This is a genomic window from Clostridium ihumii AP5 (assembly GCF_000612845.1).
Taxonomy (GTDB): domain Bacteria; phylum Bacillota; class Clostridia; order Clostridiales; family Clostridiaceae; genus Clostridium_J; species Clostridium_J ihumii.
In genome coordinates this window covers 1-18,920 of sequence record NZ_CCAT010000039.1, presented here as the reverse complement: position 1 = coordinate 18,920, position 18,920 = coordinate 1, and the positions used below count along the sequence as shown (strand labels likewise).

Below are 18,920 nucleotides of genomic sequence, written 5' to 3'. Positions count from 1 at the left end.
TCGAAAAAATCTTTTTAATTTATATTTCAAGATGAACACCTCCATCTTTATAGTATTGACTTTGAATTTCAAACATTTCTTTATATTTACTATTTTTTAAAAGAAGCTCATCATGAGTTCCCTCTTCAAGTATTTGTCCATGTTCCATTAGTATGATTCTGTCACAGAATTTTGTAGAGGCAAGTCTATGAGAGATAAAAATTGAAGTTTTATTTTTACTCATTGAGTTGTATTTTTCGTAAAGATAACTTTCAGCAATTGGATCTAAGGCTGCTGTAGGCTCATCAAGAATATTAATTTTCGCATTTTTATAAAGTGATCTAGCAAGAAGTAATTTCTGATTTTGTCCTCCAGAAAGATCAATTGCATTTTCTTTGCTAGTTTTTAATAAAAATGTATTTTCTTTTTCAGGTAGAGAACTAATAAATTCATTCATACCACTATCATAAATAGCCTTTTCTATTTTAGATTTGTCATATCTTAAACTGCCAGAAATATTGGAAATTATTGATTCGGGAAATATAGTTATATCTTGAAAAACAGGTGAAAATAATTTATAATAGTCTAATTTATTAAATTTTCTACAATCATAGCCATCAATTAATATATTTCCTTCAGTAGGTTCAAGCAGTCCCATAAGTAAAAGCATAAGTGTAGTTTTCCCAGAGCCATTTATACCAACTATTGCAAGTTTTTCTTTTGCTGGAATTTTTAAATTGAAACTTTTAAATATAAAATCACTACTTCCTGGATATTTATAACTTATATTTTTAAATTCAATAGAAGGTGCATCATTTTCTATTTTGGGCGAAACACCTATAAAGAAGTTGTCTTCTTTTAAATCAAGAAAATCTCTAATGTGATTTATATTTATACTAAATGATATTAAATCATTAATTTTTGATATCAAATTGTTAATCCAATTTGAAAATGCAATCACAAGTCCAAGCATAAAAACAAAGTATGAAATACTAATTTCGTTAGTTAATAATTTATTTATAAGATATATATATGAGAAAATATCTCTTATAAAAATCATTAAAGCATTTATAGACAATGAGCCTAATCTTACATTTTCAGATTTTAATACGAAATTTGACCAATTATTTTTATAGATATTAAAGTTTTCTGTAAGCCAATTTTCCATTTTATAAATTTTTATATCTTTAAAAAAATCTCGTTTTTTAGAGACACTAAGTATATAATTAGTCTTTTTAGAATCAATACTTTTAATGGAAATGTTTTTGAATTGATATTTATTTGCCCAAAGACCATATAAAGAATTTATAATTGCAGTTAAAATTATTATGATAAGAAGAACTATATCAATTTTTATAATATTGAATGCAAAAAAGATTATTCCAAAAATCGAAGTAAAAAATACAACTAAATTATTGCCAAACTGATGCATTGTGCCACTATCACCCTCACTAATGATTTCTTTCACCTTTGCAATTTTATTTTGTATTTCAGAGTCCACAAGTTTTTCATAATTTAAATTAAATAATTTTTTTAAAATCATATCTGAATTTAAATATGACTTAGCCATTGTTCCTTTTGCCATAAGTTTAAATGAAATAAAATTAGAAATACAGTTTGTCATTATCATTAACAGTGAAATAATTAAAAGTGGCTTTAAAATTGACTGCATAGTTAAATTGTTTTCAATTCCATTAATTATAAGTTTAGGTATAAGTAGTTCACTATAGGTGCTAATAACTCCTGAAGGAATTGATAAAACAAGTAGTAAAACATATTGAGGATAAACTTTAATCCAAATTTTAAAATAAAAGAATATATTACTTAAAACACTATGTTTTTCTATTTTATTAAGCTCCATGCTTTCGCCTCCATATTGTTTATTAAAATTACAAATTTTTATGAATAACATTTTAAATAATTACTGCTTCCTTTACTAACACTATTCTCATTTAATGTTTAAATTAAATATATTAATAAGAAAGGTTATAAGTTAAATTTTAACATAAGTTAATTAAATTTACATAAAATTTTTATAAAATCTATATGGTTTAAGTCTAGTTTTTCAAAGTAACTTTTGGAATTAAAGATTTTAAGATATTGTTAAATTTTATATAATAGATAATTTTTATTATTACATTGAAGTATAAATAGGTTTAATGAACAGTGTTATATATATTAAATTAAATATTTTTATATGATTTGATTTAATTATAATGTATAATCATATAGTGATTTTATAGAAAGTTTAATGAAATTAGAAATAAAGTATAGGACTAAAATAAATCTAAAATGTTAAGATTTATAGATGTATTATAATGATTTCATTTTGAGTACAAATAAATTATTATAGAGGGGATTTTTATCTCCTTTTTTCAATAGATTTTCTTAATAAGTTTTAAATGGTTAAAAAAATAAACTGTGAATTAAGTATAAAATTGAAAAATAAATTATTTTAAAGTTGAATTTAGAAACATATAGAATGTTAATACAAATGAGTAGGTGATGAGATGACAAGGGAAAAATTTTTGCCAGTTAGTAAAGAAGATATGGAAAAAAGAGGCTGGGATGAGTTAGATTTTATTATAGTTACAGGAGATGCATATATAGATCATCATAGTTTTGGTACTGCAATTATTGGCAGAGTACTAGAAAATGAAGGATATAAAGTAGGGGTAATACCACAACCACAGTGGAAAGATGTAGAAGATTTTAAGAAACTAGGTAAACCTAGGCTTGGATTTTTAGTTAATGCAGGTAATATGGATTCTATGGTTAATCACTATACTGTAAGTAAAAAGTTAAGAGATAAAGACTTTTATTCACCAGGTGGAAAGATGGGTCTAAGACCAGATAGAGCAACTATTGTTTACTGTAATAAGATTAGAGAAGCATATAAGAATGTTTCAGTTATAATAGGTGGAGTAGAAGCTAGTTTAAGAAGATTTGCTCATTATGATTATTGGAGTGACAAAGTAAGAAAGTCAATGCTTATTGATAGTGGTGCAGATTTGCTTGTTTATGGTATGAGTGAAAAACAAATTGTAGAAGTTGCTAGAAACTTAGAAAATGGAGTTGAAGCTAAAAACATAAGAGATGTAAAAGGAACTTGTTATGTTGTAGAAAACTTAGAAGATGTGAAAGATGAGTATGTTTTAATCCCTTCTTATAAAGAAATATGTAAAGATAAGATTAAATATGCAGAAGCGTTTAAGGCTCAATATGAAGAGCAAGACCCTGTAATAGGAAAACCTATAGTTCAGCAACATGCAAATAAATATGTTGTTCAAAATAAACCGGAAATGCCACTTACTAGGGAGGAACTAGATAAAGTTTATAATCTTCCATATACGAAGAATTATCATCCTATGTATGAAGGCTTAGGTGGTATAGATGCTATTGAGGAAGTAAAGTTTAGCATAGTTAGTTCAAGAGGCTGTTTTGGAAGTTGTTCATTTTGTGCAATAACATTTCATCAAGGAAGAATTGTTCAAAGTAGAAGTGAAGAGTCTATATTAAAAGAAGCAGAAGAAATTACAAAACTTGAAGATTTTAAAGGATATATACATGACGTAGGAGGTCCTACTGCAAACTTTAGAAGACCAGCTTGTTCAAAGCAATTAAAGTTTGGGGCATGTAAAAATAGACAATGCTTATACCCAAGTCCTTGCAAAAATTTAGATGCCGATCATACTGAGTATTTAGAGTTATTAAGAAAAGTTAGAAAAGTGCCTAATGTAAAAAAAGTTTTTGTAAGATCAGGGCTTAGATACGATTACATAATGGCAGATAAAGAAGATAAATTCTTTAAAGAACTTGTGGAGCATCATGTAAGTGGAAAGCTTAAAGTTGCACCTGAACATATTTGTCCTGAGGTTTTAAAATATATGCAAAAACCAGCAGGAAAAACTTATGATAAGTTTATAGATAAATTTTATAAAACTACAGAAGAAGTAGGAAAAAAACAGTTTGTTGTGCCATATTTAATGTCTAGCCATCCTGGTAGTACAATAAAATCAGCAATAAAACTTGCCGAGTATTTAAGAGATATAAATTATATGCCAGAGCAGGTTCAAGATTTTTACCCAACACCAGGAACATTGTCAACTACTATGTTTTATACAGGACTAGATCCTCTTACAATGAAAGAAGTTTATGTTCCGAAAACAAAACATGAAAAGGCTATGCAAAGAGCACTTCTTCAGTATAAAGATCCTAAAAAATATACATTGGTATATGAAGCATTGGTTGAAGCAAAAAGAGAAGATTTAATTGGATTTGGACCTAAGTGTCTTATAAAACCTAGAAAAGGTGAAAATAACTTTGAAGGAAAGAAAAGAACTTCAAATAGTAAAGGAAAATCCCAAAAAGAAAAACTAGATACAAAGAAATTTAAAAATAAACCTAAAGTTAATGATAGTAAATTTAAAGGTAAAGATGATTTTAAAAATAAAAGTAAGAAAAGTGGAAATGTAAAAAGTAAAAAAAGAAGATAAAATAGTAAATGTGATATTTAAAATTTAACTTCAATTTATTAAAATGATGAAGAATACTTTGTGAGTGGTTTCAAATTTCTTTTAACAATTTAAGTCAACAATTCAATTTAAAATTTTACATAGTTTAAGATTGATAAAAAAAAGTAAACTAAATAAACAGGATACAAACTATTAACAAAATATTCATTTTAAACCATTGAATTACAGTAAACTTTTAACTATAATTAATACATACTTATTTTTAGGAGGGAAAAATGATGAAACTATATTTAAATAATAATTGGCAATTTAATAATAACAATAATATAAATATAGAAAAATATTCATCAGCAATATCTCTTCGTAAAAAGATAGGTATATAATACTTTTAAAAGTTATTAATGTATTATAAATATCGATATTTTATGATTTTTTTAAGGTATAGCTGATTTTGGCTATACCTTTTTAATTTTTTACAGAATAAAAATAAAAGGGGGTATTATTGTGAGTGATGATGTAAGAGAATATTATGATAGTGAAGCAGAGATGGAATGGGGAAGACTTGCCAATCCATATTCAATAGTAGAGTTTAAATCAACAGTTTATTTAATAGATAAGTATTTTAAGAAAGAAGGACATGTTTTAGATATAGGTTCTGGCCCAGGAAGATATTCCATGGAATTATTAAAGAAGGGATATAAAGTATCACTATTAGATATATCTAAAAATGAACTTAAGATTGCAAAGAGGAAAATAGAAGAGGAAGGTTTAAGTGCAGAAGGATATTATGTTAAAAGTGCATTGGAGTTAGAAGAATTTGAAGATGAGAGCTTTGATGGAATACTTGTTATGGGACCTTTATATCATTTGCATGATGAAGAAGAAAGGTTAAAAGTTTTAAGTGAAGTTTACAGAATATTAAAAAAAGATGGAGTTGCATTAGTAGCATATATAAACACATGGGGTTGTTTAAAACCAGCTGTTAGTGAGTTCCCAGAAGTATTTGCTGATAAGGAACATTTTGGAAGATATTTAAAGGGCGATTTAAAGTTCCCTAAAGAAGAGAGTTTTACTAAGACTTATTTTACAACGCCAATAATAGCATTAGATGAAGTTAGAAAATCTAAATTTAATATTTTATCTTATGCAGGAGCAGAAAGTTTTGTAAGTGGATTAAATATTCAAATGAAAAATTTGTGTAGATATATGCCTGATATTTATGATAATTTTTTAGAGGCAGCTATAAAAGCTTGTGAACTTCCACAATTTAGAGATAGTACTGAACATCTTAATATAATTGTAAAAAAATAGACTATAATATTAAAATGAAAATTAGATTATTTATATTTCAGTTAAAGAATTAGTCATAGTGTAGCGGGGATTTAAATCCCCGGTTCTTTAATAAATAAAAAATGATTTGAAATATTATAATTGAAATGGAGGAAATTTTATGGAGTTTGACTTAATGATTTGTGCAGCATTTATTTTGAATTTATCTATTTTAGTATTTATAGCTTATGTAATATTTCGTTTATTAAAAAGATATAGATAAAATTATTTAAATTTTAATTTTGTGACTGACTTTACTTGTATTCATAAATATCTTGCTTAAAATTTAAAGGAGGCCCAATATGTACGAACCAAACAAAATAAGAGAATTTTACAATCAGTATGGAGAAAAGGAATGGGAGAGACTTAATTTAACAGCATATGACAGAATAAATTACCATCTTCATATGCATTTTTTAAAGGAGCATATAGAAAGTGGTAAAAAAGTTTTAGATGCTGGATGTGGTGCAGGAAGATTTAGTATTGAATTAGCAAAGTTAGGGTGTATGGTGACACTTTTAGATATATCAGATCAGCAACTTAAAATAGCAAAGGAAAAGTTGCAACAAGAAGAGTTAATAAGTAATGTAGATGATATAATAAATGCTGATTTAAGAGATTTATCTATGATAAAAGATAATACTTTTGACACTGTAATTTGTTATGGAGCACCCTTAAATTACCTTTTAGAAAACAGAGATAAGGCTATTTCTGAATTAGTTAGAGTAACTAAGAAAGGTGGATATATACTAATAAGTGTAAATAGTAAATGGGGTGTAATAAGAACGCAATTAGGAAGAATGGATTTTGATTATACATCATTTTTCGGAAAACCAGATTATTGGATGATTAATGAAATGATAGATACTGGAGATTTACCTAAACATGAAATGGTAGCACATCCACCAAGACATTTTTTTGAAAGTGATGAACTTGAGAACATGCTAGAAAAATGTGGAGTAGAGAATATAGTATTAGGTGGTAGTCCATGTATTATAAGTGGATTTAGAGATGCAGCAGAAAAAATAGAAAAAGATAAAGTTGCATTAGATACTATACTTAAGATAGAAGAACGAACTTATTGTAAAAGAAGTTTAGTAGATAATGGTGAGTTTTTACTAGCTAAGGGGATGAAAAAATAAATGAATAATTTAAGTGAAGCTACTTTTATATTTGATAAGTTTCCTACAATAGAAACAAAAAGATTTTGGTTAAGAGAAGCAAAAGAAGAAGATTATTTAGATGTTTATGAAATATATTCTAGTGAAGAAGCTGTTAAATATCAAGGCATGAAAAATATGAAAACACTTGAGCAAGCTAAAAAATCAATAATGAGTTTTAAAAAAGGTTTTAAAGAAAAGAGATTTATAAGATGGTGTATTGAGGACAAAAATACTAATAAAGTTGTAGGTACTATAACACTTCATGATTTTGACTTTGATGAATCAACAGTACAAATAGGATATATGCTTAATATAAAATATTGGAGAAGAAATATAATGACTGAATGTGGACTAGAAGTATTAAAATATGCATTTGAAGATTTAAAATTCAAATCTATTCAGGCGTATATTCATCCAGGTAATATAGCATCAATTAAATTAAATGAAAAACTTGGATTTATAAATAAAAAAATTATAAAAGAAGTAGTATTTAATCTCAATTCTGAAGTATTTGAGGATAGGGTACTATATGAAAAGGGTTGTAATTATGGACTATGTATTTAAAAATAGTGATGAAAAAATAAAGATAATTACCGAATTAGAAAATTATAATGGAATGTTATGCGGAGAATATCTAGATGAAAATTGTGAATTATATAAAAAAATAATGAAAGAATTAAGTTATGATTTTAATAAAACATGTATTAGATTAAATAAGTGCAGTAGAAATTTATCAAATAATTTAGAGGGAACGGATTTACTCTTTATATCTAAAAATATAGGTGGGTTTAATAGAAAAGGAATTGTTATTAAAGAAAATGATGAAAAATTAATCTACAAAAATTTAAATTTTGTAGATTTGGTGTTAGATGAAGAAAACATAGAAAAAGGACAAATGAATATTTTTACTCATGAATTAGGGCATGTAATGATGACTAATATTATGCCAGAGTTTATAAAATATAGTAAATCTACTAAACAACATTGCAGTATGGGAATTACAGATTATTATAACGCTTTTTTTGAAGGCTTTGGAGAACACTTTGAAAGATTAACATTTGATTATATAAATAAATATAGAGAGTGTTTCAATAAAAAATATAAATATAAATTTGAGCCCATAAAATTATGGCATTGTGATATTGATACTAATTTTAGAATAAATAAAATATTAGAAAATGGATATATTTATAAAAAAGTATTGCCGAGTGTAAGTATAGATGCAATGAACTTATCTGATATTATTATGTTAGAACATACATCATGTATATATGATAAAACAAAAGTGTTAAATGGAAATGAAATGATTTCATCAGAAGGAGTTATGGCTACATTATTTTATCGTATTAATACAAATGATAAAATAAAAAATAATTATATGAAAAGGGAAGATTTTAATAAATTTACTTTGAATGAAATACCAAATAGTGAAGATATAAAAAATATATTTTCACCTTTTGAAAATGTAATGCTTAAAAACTTTTTGGTATGGAATCTTATGAAAGATAAGATAAATGAAGAGTCTATACCAGTAATAGATTATATAACATTATGGTGTGAGTATTTTGAAGATGATAAAGAAGAAATTTTAAAAATATTTATATCAACTACTTTAGGAACAACTTTTACAAATGATTTAAAAGAGATTTATGAAGAGTTATCACTAATAGGAATGGTAGGGAATGTTGACAAATTTATAGCAAAATTAGAAGAATATAAAGAACTTTATAGCCATATATTAAAACTTGTTAAAGATGATAAGTTAAGTCTAAGTAAAAATATATATAAAGAAATATGGATAAAAAGTGATAGTGTAGTAGTACCTTCTGTGCTGTGGGATGAGAATAGTAAAAAGACACTAATGATAAATATAAATACTGCAAGTATATATGATTTATTAGCAATTAATAATATTGATTTTAAAAAAGCTGAAAAAATTATAAAAATTAGAGACAATAGAAATGGTTTTGGAAGTTTAGATGAATTTTATCAAATTTTGTATAATGATTGTTTATTTTAATGGGATTTTGATATAATAATTATATAGTTTATTATAAAGATGAAAGAAAGTGATTGATTACTTTCAAATATGTGTTTTTATGTGGAGTGGAGCAAATGGATAAAGAAAAAAAAGAAGTAAAAGAACAATCATTATTTAGTGAAGTTATTGATGAATTAATAAATTATTTGACTTTACCATTTCAAAAGAAAAAACCTAAGAAAAATGTAGCTAAAAAGAAAAAATCACAACCAATTAAAACTGCAAGTGAAGAAGATTTAAAAGCTTTAAATGAAGCAATATCTAAAGGAAGACAAGCTTTTGAATTTGGTGAAGAAGAGGCTAATATAATAAAAACATGGCTAAATGAAGATTAAATATAAGTAAATAAAATAGGTAAAAGTAAATCTTTTACCTATTTTACTTGTGATTAAAGATGAATTGATAATGGAACAATTCCAATGTAATAAGGAGTATCTTCTTCAAAGTCGAAATTTTCTGCATAAGGAAAAGTTATATTATTAGTTTTAATAAATTTTTCAATAGGGTCTAAAAAGGTATCAACCATAGTTTCTTTTAAATATGGTTCTATGTAACTTACCTTTCCTACAATTGTTAGTGGTTTATCTTCTATACAAGTTAGTGATGATTCAAAATTATCCTTACTTAATGCGGTAACTATTCTGTATTTTGAGAAAAGAAGTTTTGAAAAGTAATCTACACAGTAGTTATTTTCAAGTTTATCTAAGGTAGTTTTTAAGTATGCTAAAAAATTAGCAACATTAACAGAAGATTTATTTTCTATAGATTTATCATCACTATTTATTAACATTTGTAATTCTAAAGAGTTGGCCATTGAGAATAAATTTTTAACTTCAGGATCTTTAAATAATGGACATTGAATTTCAATGATATCTCCAACACGCAGTGAATTAAAATCACTAGCATTGTTTAGATGTTTCATTAGGCTGTTGTCTTCAAGAATGTTATAAAGCTTTAAGAATGCTGTTGTAGCAGATTGACAGATGGCATCTATGGTAGCGTTAATATATTCTCTAGTATACTCTACTGTTCCAGTACCTTGAGTTATTCTACCACAAGTAAGTTCGCTTAGAGGTAATGTTGTTTTAAATACTATAGTATTTCTATTTAAATTAAAATCTAAAGATAAAGTTTCAACAGTAGATCTAAATAGAGAAACTACATTAGAACTATTTAAATATATAGGTGTAACAATTGGCAAACTCATCAACTCCTACTAAATGTTGTTATTAGCTTTATAAAAAATTCAATTTATTCCATATAATATTATTATAGAAATAGTTATTATAATAGAACTAAAAAATAAATTTTTTATAGGGCTACAAGATGAAAAATGAAATTATTGAAATATCAAATGAGGATTCTAATTAATTTAATTGAAAATAAAAATTATAAGTATAAAAGGGGGAAGATTGTATGAAGGTTATGTGGGCATTAGTTTTAGGTATGGTTATAAGCTTTATGTTTCCATTGAAAGAAAAGGTAGCTAAAATTAATGGAAGATTGCAACAATTTGGAGTTGTATTTTTATTGTTTTTTATGGGAGCATCTATAGGGGCTGATGATAAAATAATAGAAAATATAAGCACTATAGGAGTAAAAGCAATAGTGTTTTCAATATTATCTTGTTTAGGAAGTATTATTGTTGTATATTTCTTAACTGAAAAAATTAAGTTTAAAAAAGATAAAAAAGTATCATATAGAGGTGAATAGGGGGACATTATGACAATAATAATTATTATAGCTATGATTTTAGGAATTATATTTGGAAGATATGTTTTTCCACAATCATTTATTATGAACATAAAAGACATTACAAATATAGTTTTATTTATATTAATATTTCTTGTAGGATTAGATATAGGTTCAAATAAAAAGGTACTGAAAGATGCAAAAGATATGGGGTTGAAGGTTATAATAATTCCAGTTGGAATTATTATAGGAAGTTTATGTGGAGGGCTTATAGGTGGAATGCTATTTAAAATGCATTATAATGAAAGTTTATCAGTTGCAGCAGGTTTTGGATGGTATAGTTTGTCTGGTATATTGTTAACTGAGATGGGAAATGCAGAACTTGGAGCTATAGCATTTTTATCAAATGTATTTAGAGAGATTTTAGCTATAATATCTATACCAATAATAGCTAAAAGGTTAAATCATTATACAACAATAGCACCATGTGGAGCAACATCTATGGACACTACACTTCCAATTGTATCTAAATTTACAAACTCAAAAGTTGCTATAATATCACTTGTAAATGGAGTAATACTTAGTATGCTAGTTCCAGTATGTGTTCAATTTTTTTATAATCTATAGAATTACATATAGGGTTCTAAGCTGAAAATGAAACTAATTAAATATCAAATGAGAATAATGTTATTACCCAAAACAGGAATTATTTAAAACGTTATTCATAAAAATTTCAAAGAACATCTAATAAATTTGCTATTTTATTTCCAAGACTAAACGGATGAATCGACGTCCTGTCTAGGCAGTCGCTGAACCCGTCCTTGGGTTCAGGTCTTGAAAATAAAACACAAATTAATAAGATTTTCTAAATCAATTTTTAAAGAAATACTAATTTAAATAATTCCTGTTTCTTGATGAAAAAAAGTTTTTAAATTGATAAATTTTATAAAATATCAAAAGTAAAGTTATATTCACTATTAAAACTATGGTAAGTAAGAATATTATAATTAGGAATTTATTCTCCAAAATGAACTTTTTACAGATAAATATTATATTAATTTTTATTTGAAGCACAAATAAAACATTGTAGCGGAGATTTCAATCCTAGGGGATATTCACCATCACTTTTCACTCTTAGTTTTTAGTTTGTTCTCAATATAAAAATAGCAATAATCTGTAAGCACATTAGTATCAATTAATAAAGTATATAAAATATTATCTTATAACACTATAAATATCTTAGGAATTTTAAATTTCTAAGATATTTTGTTTTAAAAATATAAAATATGTTAATAATTCTAGATATAAATAATATATGTAGAATTAAGGTGATGTGAGTGCAATTAAATACAGAAAAAGATGTAAAAATACATAATAGATTAGTAAAAAAGATCAATTTAAAGATGCTATTATTTACGCTTGAAGTAATTTTATTTTTTGTTGTTATAAATGTAATATTTGAATTTAGTTATATAAAGGGAAAATCAATGGAACCTACTGTATATAATAAAGATGTTGTAATAGTAAATAAATTAATATATAAGTTAAAAGAGCCTAAGTACAAAGATGTTGTAATATTTCATAGCGATATAGATGGTGGTAAATATCTTATAAAGAGAGTAATAGGTGTGCCTGGTGATACTATCAAAATTACCAATGGTAAATTATATGTAAATAAAAAAGAAGTTAAGGAAAATTACATAAAAAATAAAATGATAAATAGGGAAGATTATAATGTAAAAATTCCACAAGGAAAAATATTTGTGATGGGTGATAATAGAAATGTAAGTTTAGATTCAAGAGATGAAAGTGTGGGTTTAATAAATTATAAACATGACATAAAAGGTAAGGCTGTAATGAAAGTATTTCCATTAAAGAAAATGTGTTATCTAAACTAAGAAATTTGATTTGAATTTTATAGGAATCCAAGTTAAAACTTTAAGTTATTCATGTTTCATTTGAGAGTTTTAACTCTAAGTTTTAATTTTAAAAAATGATTTTTTATTAGATTTGCAAAGCAAATTATTTAAACACAATATAAAAACTTAGTTTTTATATATTTCTATTTTAAATATTAAGAACGAAGTGAGTAATATTAACCATCACTTTTCACTCTTACTCTTTAATTGATTTCCAAAATTATAATAGATGAAACTGTAAGCTTAATAATATCACTTGATAAAGATGTTATTTAAACTTCGAACTTGGAACTCTATATTATATAAAAAAAGATAGCCTAAGAGTAGACTATCTTTAAATATTTATTTATCTTCATTTTCTTTATTATCGTTAGTTTTATGTGAACTACAACAAGAACAATTTCCACTGCAACTTGAACATTCACCTTTAATCTTTTTCTTAAATTGTTTTACAAGTATTAATACAGCTAAAACAATTATAATACCTGTAACTATAATTTCAATCATTTTGTTTCGCCTCCATTAGAATATAAGCATTCCAACATTATAAATTAAAAAGGAAACTACCCATGCAACAACAATTTGATATAAAGCTGAGAAAGTAGCAAATTTACCACCAAATTCTTTCTTTTGAGTACCTATAACAGCCACGCATGGTGTATATAAAAGGCAAAATACTAAGAATGATAATGCACTTAAAGTAGTAAATTGACTAAGTAGTGCTGTTTCTAATCCAGTAGGATATAATACACCTAAAGTACCAATAACAACTTCTTTTGCAGCAATACCAGTTAATATAGCTACAGAGTTTTGCCATGTACCAAATCCAAGTGGTTTGAATATAGGTGCTATAAATTTACCAATTGAAGCTAAAAAGCTATCATTAATATCTACCATTCCACTAAAGCTAAAGTTTGATAAGAACCAAACAATTACGGAAATTGCGAATATAATAGTACCTGCTTTCTTTAAAAATCCTTTTCCTTTTTCAAGTGTTAAATAAACAACTGATCTAAGTTCAGGCATTTTATATTCAGGAAGTTCAACTATAAATGGTTCTTCTACGTTTTTAAATAATGTACGTTTAAATAAAAGTGCCATTAAGAATGCAACTAATATACCTATAGTATAAAGTGAAAACACAAGTAATGTTTTATGCTTTCCAAAGAATATACTACCAAATAAAGCGTATATAGGTAGTCTAGCATTACAAGACATAAATGGAAGTATTAATGCAGTAAGCTTTCTATCACGTTCACTTTCTAGAGTTCTTGCAGCCATTATTCCAGGAACAGAACAACCAAATCCCATCATAAGAGGAATAAATGCTTTACCAGAAAGTCCAAGTTTTCGCATTATTTTATCCATTATAAAAGCAACTCTTGCCATATAGCCACTATCTTCAAGTATAGACATACCAAGGAATAGAGTAAGAATTATAGGTATGAATGTTACAACTCCACCAACTCCAGCTATAATACCATCTACAATTAAAGACTGGAACCAAGGACTTGTACTTGAAAGAAGTTGCCTTACAGTATCTGAGAATGGTCCTTCAAAGAATGAGGCTAATAATTCTTGCAATGGTCCTCCAATCCAATCAAAGGTGAACTTAAAAATTATGAAAAGTATTAATAAAAATATAGGATAAGCTAGAAACTTATTTAAAATAATTTTATCTATCTTTTCAGTAAGTGATGTTTTAAGATCTTTTGGAATAATCATGCAAGAATTTAAAATTGTATCTATATATTTATATGTTTCATTTTCATTTAAATATCCAAAATTGTGTTTTGTATTTATAGTAGTATCTAATAAATTGAAATTTTCATTAGATAAAAATTCCTTAACAGTATCTATTCCTTCATTTTTAGATGCTGAAATAGGAAATATTTTAACACCTAATTTTTTAGAAAGTAAATCAAAATCAATATTAATACCTTTACTTCTAGCAACGTCAATCATGTTTACAATCAATATCATAGGTTTGTTAAACTGTGCTAATTGAGTTGTTAAATATAAATTTCTTGATAAGTTTGAAGCATCAACAATGTTAATTATTAAATCAACATCATCACTTTCTAAAAAGTTTTTAGATACTTTTTCTTCATTAGAAAAGGCATCCATGGCATAAATACCAGGTAAATCTACTATTTTAATGTCTTTTTTGATGTAACCCTCTTTTTTATCTACAGTAACACCAGCCCAGTTACCAACATGTTGGTTTGAACCAGTAAGTGCATTGAAGAGTGTAGTTTTTCCTACGTTAGGGTTACCTAGTAATGCAATAGTAACCATCTTTTGTTATACCTCCATGGCTAATTTAAAATGTTCAGTGTCAGAGTCATTTGTTAACTCTATATTTATTAATTTAGCATCTTTTTTTCTAATAGCTAAGTTAGTTCCTTTAACGTTTATTATTATTGGATCACCAAGAGGTGCGACTTGTTTCATAGTTACTTTAGTTCCTTCGATAAAACCTAAAGCAAGTAATCTTTTAGAAAATTTATTATTAAAAAGTAAATTCTTTATATAAGCTGTGTCACCTGATTTTAAATCGTATAAAGTCATCAATTACCACTCCTCATTGAAACTAATTCTCAATGTCATTATATAAAGTTTAGACAATTTTGTCAACAAAAAGTTAATAAAATATATGTATAAAAATTTAAAATTGAGGGAATAATACTAAATTTTAATTTAATATATTTAAAATAGTAATTGTATTTATAGTAATATTTAAGTTTATTAAATTTGAATAGTAAAAAATTTATATATTATAAATTTAAATTAAAGATATATAAAAAACATATGTTAATAAAAAATTAACAAAAATACAAATTTGAATTATAAGTTAAAAGTATGTAGGAACTAATAATGAAAAAAAATATAATATATTAATGAAAGCAAATTTAATTATTGTTTATTTTATTAAAAATCATTTTTTTATAAATAGAATTTGAAGATATGTAAAATTATATGATATAATAACTAATATTACATTATTAAACATTAGGTATTTATAAAGTAAAATAAAATTTAGATTTATTTTAAAATAATCATTAAAAAATTTAATTTAAGATTAAAATTATTAAATTTTAAGTGATTGAAAATATTTAGTATTATTTTAAATTTCCAAAATTTCTTCTCAAAATAATGTTAATGCAAAGATTAAATTAAGTTTAGAACAAAGCACATAAATACATTAATTTTTAAATTGGATTAAAGATGATCAATTTAAAATATTAGTTATATTAGTATAAGATAATTACATAGAGCTGCATGCTTAAAAAGTGTTGTAATTAATTAAATAGTTATAATTTTTAAAATAAAATTTTGCTTTTATATTTGATTACGTATGTTGTTCTAAATAGATAATTTTGATTTAGAAAAGAGTGGTAACATGATTATTAAAGAACAAACGATTCCAGTCAAAGACTTTAATATAGAAAATGCTCTTTCAATTGAAGGACACAATGATTTATTTAAGGAAGCTATATTTTTTGACCTAGAACATTATGTTTATAAGAAACCAGTATGTGTTGGAGTTTTTGGAAGTGGATATTATGATGAAAAAGAAAATACTTTAAAGATTACTCAATATATGATTGAGAACAAATTTGAATTGAAGAAAATATTAGAATGGTCTAAAACATACTTTTTAGATTTAATTAAGAAAAAGAATAAAAAGTATATAATCACATTTTCAGGTAATAATGACTTTACTGTTATAAATTACTTGTACAATAAGTATAATATAAATTTTAAAATAGAGGATTATTTAAAAGATGTAGATCTTCAAAAAGAATATGAGAAGGCTATGAACACCTCTATTGGACTTAAAAATCTTGAATGTAAATTTGATATTAAAAGAGAAAGCGAAGTTATAAGTGGATCAAACCTTGCTAAAACTTTTAGCAAAATTATGAAAGACACAGAGTATTTTAATAGAATGCCAGAAGAAAAGAAAGAAAAAATACTTCTTTATAACATGCAAGATGTAGTAAGTTTATTTTATATTTATGTAAATTGGAATAAGTATATTATACCTAATGAAAAGAATTTAAATGATGAAAAAAAAGATTCCTTAAATGAAAACTGTAACTAAATGGTTAATCCATTTAGTTACAGTTTTTTGTGCATAAAAATAATAAAATCCCAAAGTTTCATCCATACCATAATCCGCCAAGGTTAAAACCTCAGCTACGAAAACAATTAAACAAAATCCCCATCCTTTGTAGGCGAGGTTTTAACCTTGCAAAGCGTTATTTAGTATATTAATTTAAAAATATATTTCATATCAAAGACCGCTAAGACTGAATTCTTAGCTACGAAGTTAATCAAATAAAAGCTCCACCATTTGTAGGCGAGGTTTTAACCTTGCAAAGCGTTATTTACATTACTTTAAAAATATATTCCATATCAAAGACCGCCAAGACTGAAGTCTCAGCTACGAGGGTAATTAAATAAAATTCCACCATTTGTAGGCGAGGTTTTAACCTTGCAAAACGTTATTTCCATTACTTTTAAATTTGTAATCTGTTAGGGACTGAGTTTACTTTCTTAGATAAGTATATTATTAAAAAGGGTAATAAATTATAAAAAGGTGATTGCACTATGAGATGTCTGTCCTTCTTGTTTATTGGTATATTCCAAGGATGAAACCAGTAAAATTTAGCAAGGATATATTACCGCCAAGGTTAAAACCTCGGCTACGGTGTATAGATTAGAAATTTGTAATGAATCAATTAACCATCAAATATTATATTTTATAATTTTACATTTTCAATTACCCCATGATATGTTCAGTATTTTTGTTTGTTAGTATATTTTAAGAATTAGATGAATAAAATTTAGTAATGATACATTAATAGTAGAATTCAAATATCATCTAGTAAGGTATTAAAAAATCATATAAGAATTAACACAAAATATTAATTAATAAATATTAAAAAATCGGTATATTATATAATTTTAAAAATAGATATATTATTAAGAATGAAAATTAAAAAACAAATTATACTTCTAAAAATATTTTATAAAGTACACATTAACCTGTAAGTGTAGGATACATAATTTTTAGGAGGTATGAAAATATGGAGCTAGTAAATACTTTGCCAAAGAAAAGAAAAATTACAAAACAATTGGATGATATTGAAGAAATTTTAATTCATAAGGGTAAGAAAGGCTTTTTAACAGTAAAAAATGACAGTCAAGATTTACTTCCTAATACAAAAACTATAATATATTTAGAAGCTAATGATAACATAATAGAAAAGTTTAATTTAGGATTTACTATAGAGGAAGTACCAGTTAGATTATATGAAGTTGAATTACTTTCAGAAGGTAGACAAATTGAATATTTATACAAGAATAATGTTATGAAAATAATAGAAAATAGAATAAAAAGTGAACTAGAACTAAACAATTTAAATGGCAATTTATATAAACCTTTAATAGACTCATATGAAAATGCAATAAGCAAGATTTGTAATTAATTCACGAAAATTAGCTTTTTCAAATTATAAAAATTAGAAAGAGCTAATTTTTTACTATTATCTCTAAAATATGTTTATTATTAATTATTTTGGCAATGGTTAAAATAAGACATGGTTTAGTGAAGGGAGAATAGTAAAAGTGAAAACCACAAATAAGAAAATAAAAAATAGTATACGTACTAAGGAAAAAACATTTGATAAAAAGAAAAAAGGCTTTACTCTTATAGAGTTAGTTGTTGTAGTTTCAATAATGGCAATACTTTTAATAATAGCATTACCTAAGTTTGCAAGTATACAAGAAAATGCAAAGAAAAAAGCAGATGTAGCCACTGCAAAAAACATAGCTATGGCTTTAAATGCAGAAATGTCCTGTGGAAGTGATATTGAAAAAATAGATAAAAATAAAGATATTATAAATAAATATTTTGATGGAGATATAAAGCAGCAAGCAAAGGTGACGAAAGATGAAAAACCTGGTTTTGTTGTATATATAAAAGATGAAGATATAAAAATATTTACAGGTAAAAGACAAGTATATCCTGAACTTAAAGAAAATCAGGCAAAACCAACTGATTGCAAGAGTATAGAAATTTTAGAAGATAGAAATAGTAGTAAGATAGATGATGGTAATTAAATAAAAAATAGAAAAACAATACATAATATTCAAAAAACTGTTGACATAAAATATTAACAATGTTAATATTTAGTTGAAAATTAAATATAGTATCTTCGGGGCAAGGTTAAATTCCTTACCGGCGGTTACAGCCCGCGAGCTATTTTATAGCATGATTTGGTGAAAGTCCAAAGCCGACAGTATAGTCTGG

The 18,920-nt window shown here is 25.3% G+C and carries 17 protein-coding genes and 1 riboswitch; of the genes, 12 read left to right on the top strand and 5 right to left on the bottom strand.

Annotation, left to right across the window (positions count from 1 at the left end):
• Positions 1 to 19: 19 nt before the first annotated feature.
• Complete coding sequence (locus BN346_RS04435; RefSeq protein WP_034439911.1) at positions 20 to 1,840, bottom strand: ATP-binding cassette domain-containing protein; 1,821 nt, start codon at positions 1,838 to 1,840, stop codon at positions 20 to 22.
• 649 nt (positions 1,841 to 2,489) lie between these two features.
• On the opposite strand from BN346_RS04435, the gene BN346_RS04430 reads away from it, so the two are divergent.
• The 6 genes from BN346_RS04430 (at position 2,490) to BN346_RS04405 (ending at position 9,322) form a co-directional block, all read left to right on the top strand.
• Positions 2,490 to 4,475 carry a YgiQ family radical SAM protein gene (locus BN346_RS04430; protein WP_034439909.1) on the top strand — a complete coding sequence of 662 codons (1,986 nt, stop codon included), beginning with the start codon at positions 2,490 to 2,492 and terminating at the stop codon, positions 4,473 to 4,475.
• Between the two features lie 483 nt (positions 4,476 to 4,958).
• Entirely contained in the window at positions 4,959 to 5,765 is an 807-nt protein-coding gene (locus BN346_RS04425) for a class I SAM-dependent methyltransferase (RefSeq protein WP_034439907.1), read from the top strand.
• 320 nt (positions 5,766 to 6,085) lie between these two features.
• Positions 6,086 to 6,925 carry a class I SAM-dependent methyltransferase gene (locus tag BN346_RS04420; RefSeq protein WP_034439906.1) on the top strand — a complete coding sequence of 280 codons (840 nt, stop codon included), beginning with the start codon at positions 6,086 to 6,088 and terminating at the stop codon, positions 6,923 to 6,925.
• Positions 6,926 to 7,510: a GNAT family N-acetyltransferase gene (locus tag BN346_RS04415; protein ID WP_034439904.1), complete on the top strand. Its 585-nt coding sequence runs from the start codon at positions 6,926 to 6,928 to the stop codon at positions 7,508 to 7,510.
• Positions 7,494 to 8,966: a ComEA family DNA-binding protein gene (locus BN346_RS04410; protein ID WP_034439902.1), complete on the top strand. Its 1,473-nt coding sequence runs from the start codon at positions 7,494 to 7,496 to the stop codon at positions 8,964 to 8,966. The genes BN346_RS04415 and BN346_RS04410 overlap by 17 nt, the downstream gene beginning before the upstream one ends.
• Before the next feature lie 95 nt (positions 8,967 to 9,061).
• Positions 9,062 to 9,322: a hypothetical protein gene (locus BN346_RS04405; RefSeq protein WP_034439900.1), complete on the top strand. Its 261-nt coding sequence runs from the start codon at positions 9,062 to 9,064 to the stop codon at positions 9,320 to 9,322.
• Between the two features lie 53 nt (positions 9,323 to 9,375).
• On the opposite strand, the gene BN346_RS04400 is transcribed toward BN346_RS04405, so the two are convergent.
• Positions 9,376 to 10,188 (bottom strand): DUF6414 family protein, encoded by an 813-nt coding sequence (locus BN346_RS04400; RefSeq protein ID WP_034439897.1) that lies wholly within the window; start codon positions 10,186 to 10,188, stop codon positions 9,376 to 9,378.
• A gap of 215 nt (positions 10,189 to 10,403) precedes the next feature.
• Between BN346_RS04400 and BN346_RS04395 the strand changes: the two genes are divergently transcribed.
• The 3 genes from BN346_RS04395 to lepB all read left to right on the top strand — a co-directional run bounded on the left by BN346_RS04395 (position 10,404) and on the right by lepB (position 12,577).
• A complete protein-coding gene (locus BN346_RS04395) occupies positions 10,404 to 10,700 on the top strand; it encodes a LysO family transporter (protein WP_051540018.1) in 297 nt (98 codons plus the stop codon).
• Between the two features lie 9 nt (positions 10,701 to 10,709).
• Entirely contained in the window at positions 10,710 to 11,306 is a 597-nt protein-coding gene (locus BN346_RS04390) for a LysO family transporter (RefSeq protein ID WP_034439895.1), read from the top strand.
• Positions 11,307 to 12,016: 710 nt separating this feature from the next.
• On the top strand, positions 12,017 to 12,577 hold the full coding sequence (lepB, locus tag BN346_RS04385) for a signal peptidase I (protein WP_051540016.1): 561 nt from the start codon (positions 12,017 to 12,019) through the stop codon (positions 12,575 to 12,577).
• Positions 12,578 to 12,940: 363 nt separating this feature from the next.
• Here the strand turns inward: lepB and BN346_RS20880 are convergent, their stop codons facing one another.
• Genes BN346_RS20880 through BN346_RS04375 form a run of 3 tightly spaced genes read right to left on the bottom strand, consistent with a single transcriptional unit; the run spans position 12,941 to position 15,169 of the window.
• Positions 12,941 to 13,105, bottom strand: a complete 165-nt coding sequence (locus BN346_RS20880; RefSeq protein WP_081770916.1) for a FeoB-associated Cys-rich membrane protein — start codon at positions 13,103 to 13,105, stop codon at positions 12,941 to 12,943.
• Between the two features lie 15 nt (positions 13,106 to 13,120).
• Complete coding sequence (gene feoB, locus BN346_RS04380) at positions 13,121 to 14,896, bottom strand: ferrous iron transport protein B (protein WP_034439893.1); 1,776 nt, start codon at positions 14,894 to 14,896, stop codon at positions 13,121 to 13,123.
• A gap of 6 nt (positions 14,897 to 14,902) precedes the next feature.
• Positions 14,903 to 15,169, bottom strand: a complete 267-nt coding sequence (locus BN346_RS04375; RefSeq protein ID WP_034439891.1) for a FeoA family protein — start codon at positions 15,167 to 15,169, stop codon at positions 14,903 to 14,905.
• Between the two features lie 832 nt (positions 15,170 to 16,001).
• Between BN346_RS04375 and BN346_RS04370 the strand changes: the two genes are divergently transcribed.
• The 3 genes from BN346_RS04370 to BN346_RS22180 all read left to right on the top strand — a co-directional run bounded on the left by BN346_RS04370 (position 16,002) and on the right by BN346_RS22180 (position 18,730).
• Positions 16,002 to 16,706, top strand: coding sequence for a ribonuclease H-like domain-containing protein (locus BN346_RS04370; protein WP_034439889.1), 705 nt, complete (start codon positions 16,002 to 16,004; stop codon positions 16,704 to 16,706).
• Between the two features lie 988 nt (positions 16,707 to 17,694).
• The gene (locus BN346_RS04365; RefSeq protein WP_034439887.1) at positions 17,695 to 18,096 is read left to right on the top strand and encodes a hypothetical protein; all 402 of its coding nucleotides are present in this window, start codon (positions 17,695 to 17,697) and stop codon (positions 18,094 to 18,096) included.
• Between the two features lie 139 nt (positions 18,097 to 18,235).
• A complete protein-coding gene (locus BN346_RS22180) occupies positions 18,236 to 18,730 on the top strand; it encodes a type II secretion system protein (protein ID WP_034439885.1) in 495 nt (164 codons plus the stop codon).
• An 87-nt stretch (positions 18,731 to 18,817) separates the two neighbouring features.
• Positions 18,818 to 18,920: riboswitch (FMN riboswitch) on the top strand. This riboswitch is flagged as partial in the annotation.

Bases quoted from the DNA above. Each gene is read 5' to 3' on its own strand.
- BN346_RS04390 (WP_034439895.1), top strand. From the start codon at position 10,710: ATGACAATAATAATTATTATAGCTATGATTTTAGGAATTATATTTGGA.
- BN346_RS04365 (WP_034439887.1), top strand. From the start codon at position 17,695: ATGGAGCTAGTAAATACTTTGCCAAAGAAAAGAAAAATTACAAAACAA.
- BN346_RS20880 (WP_081770916.1), bottom strand. From the start codon at position 13,105: ATGATTGAAATTATAGTTACAGGTATTATAATTGTTTTAGCTGTATTA.
- BN346_RS04395 (WP_051540018.1), top strand. From the start codon at position 10,404: ATGAAGGTTATGTGGGCATTAGTTTTAGGTATGGTTATAAGCTTTATG.
- BN346_RS04370 (WP_034439889.1), top strand. From the start codon at position 16,002: ATGATTATTAAAGAACAAACGATTCCAGTCAAAGACTTTAATATAGAA.
- BN346_RS04435 (WP_034439911.1), bottom strand. From the start codon at position 1,840: ATGGAGCTTAATAAAATAGAAAAACATAGTGTTTTAAGTAATATATTC.
- BN346_RS04415 (WP_034439904.1), top strand. From the start codon at position 6,926: ATGAATAATTTAAGTGAAGCTACTTTTATATTTGATAAGTTTCCTACA.
- BN346_RS04410 (WP_034439902.1), top strand. From the start codon at position 7,494: ATGGACTATGTATTTAAAAATAGTGATGAAAAAATAAAGATAATTACC.
- feoB (WP_034439893.1), bottom strand. From the start codon at position 14,896: ATGGTTACTATTGCATTACTAGGTAACCCTAACGTAGGAAAAACTACA.
- BN346_RS04375 (WP_034439891.1), bottom strand. From the start codon at position 15,169: ATGACTTTATACGATTTAAAATCAGGTGACACAGCTTATATAAAGAAT.
- BN346_RS04430 (WP_034439909.1), top strand. From the start codon at position 2,490: ATGACAAGGGAAAAATTTTTGCCAGTTAGTAAAGAAGATATGGAAAAA.
- BN346_RS04405 (WP_034439900.1), top strand. From the start codon at position 9,062: ATGGATAAAGAAAAAAAAGAAGTAAAAGAACAATCATTATTTAGTGAA.
- BN346_RS04420 (WP_034439906.1), top strand. From the start codon at position 6,086: ATGTACGAACCAAACAAAATAAGAGAATTTTACAATCAGTATGGAGAA.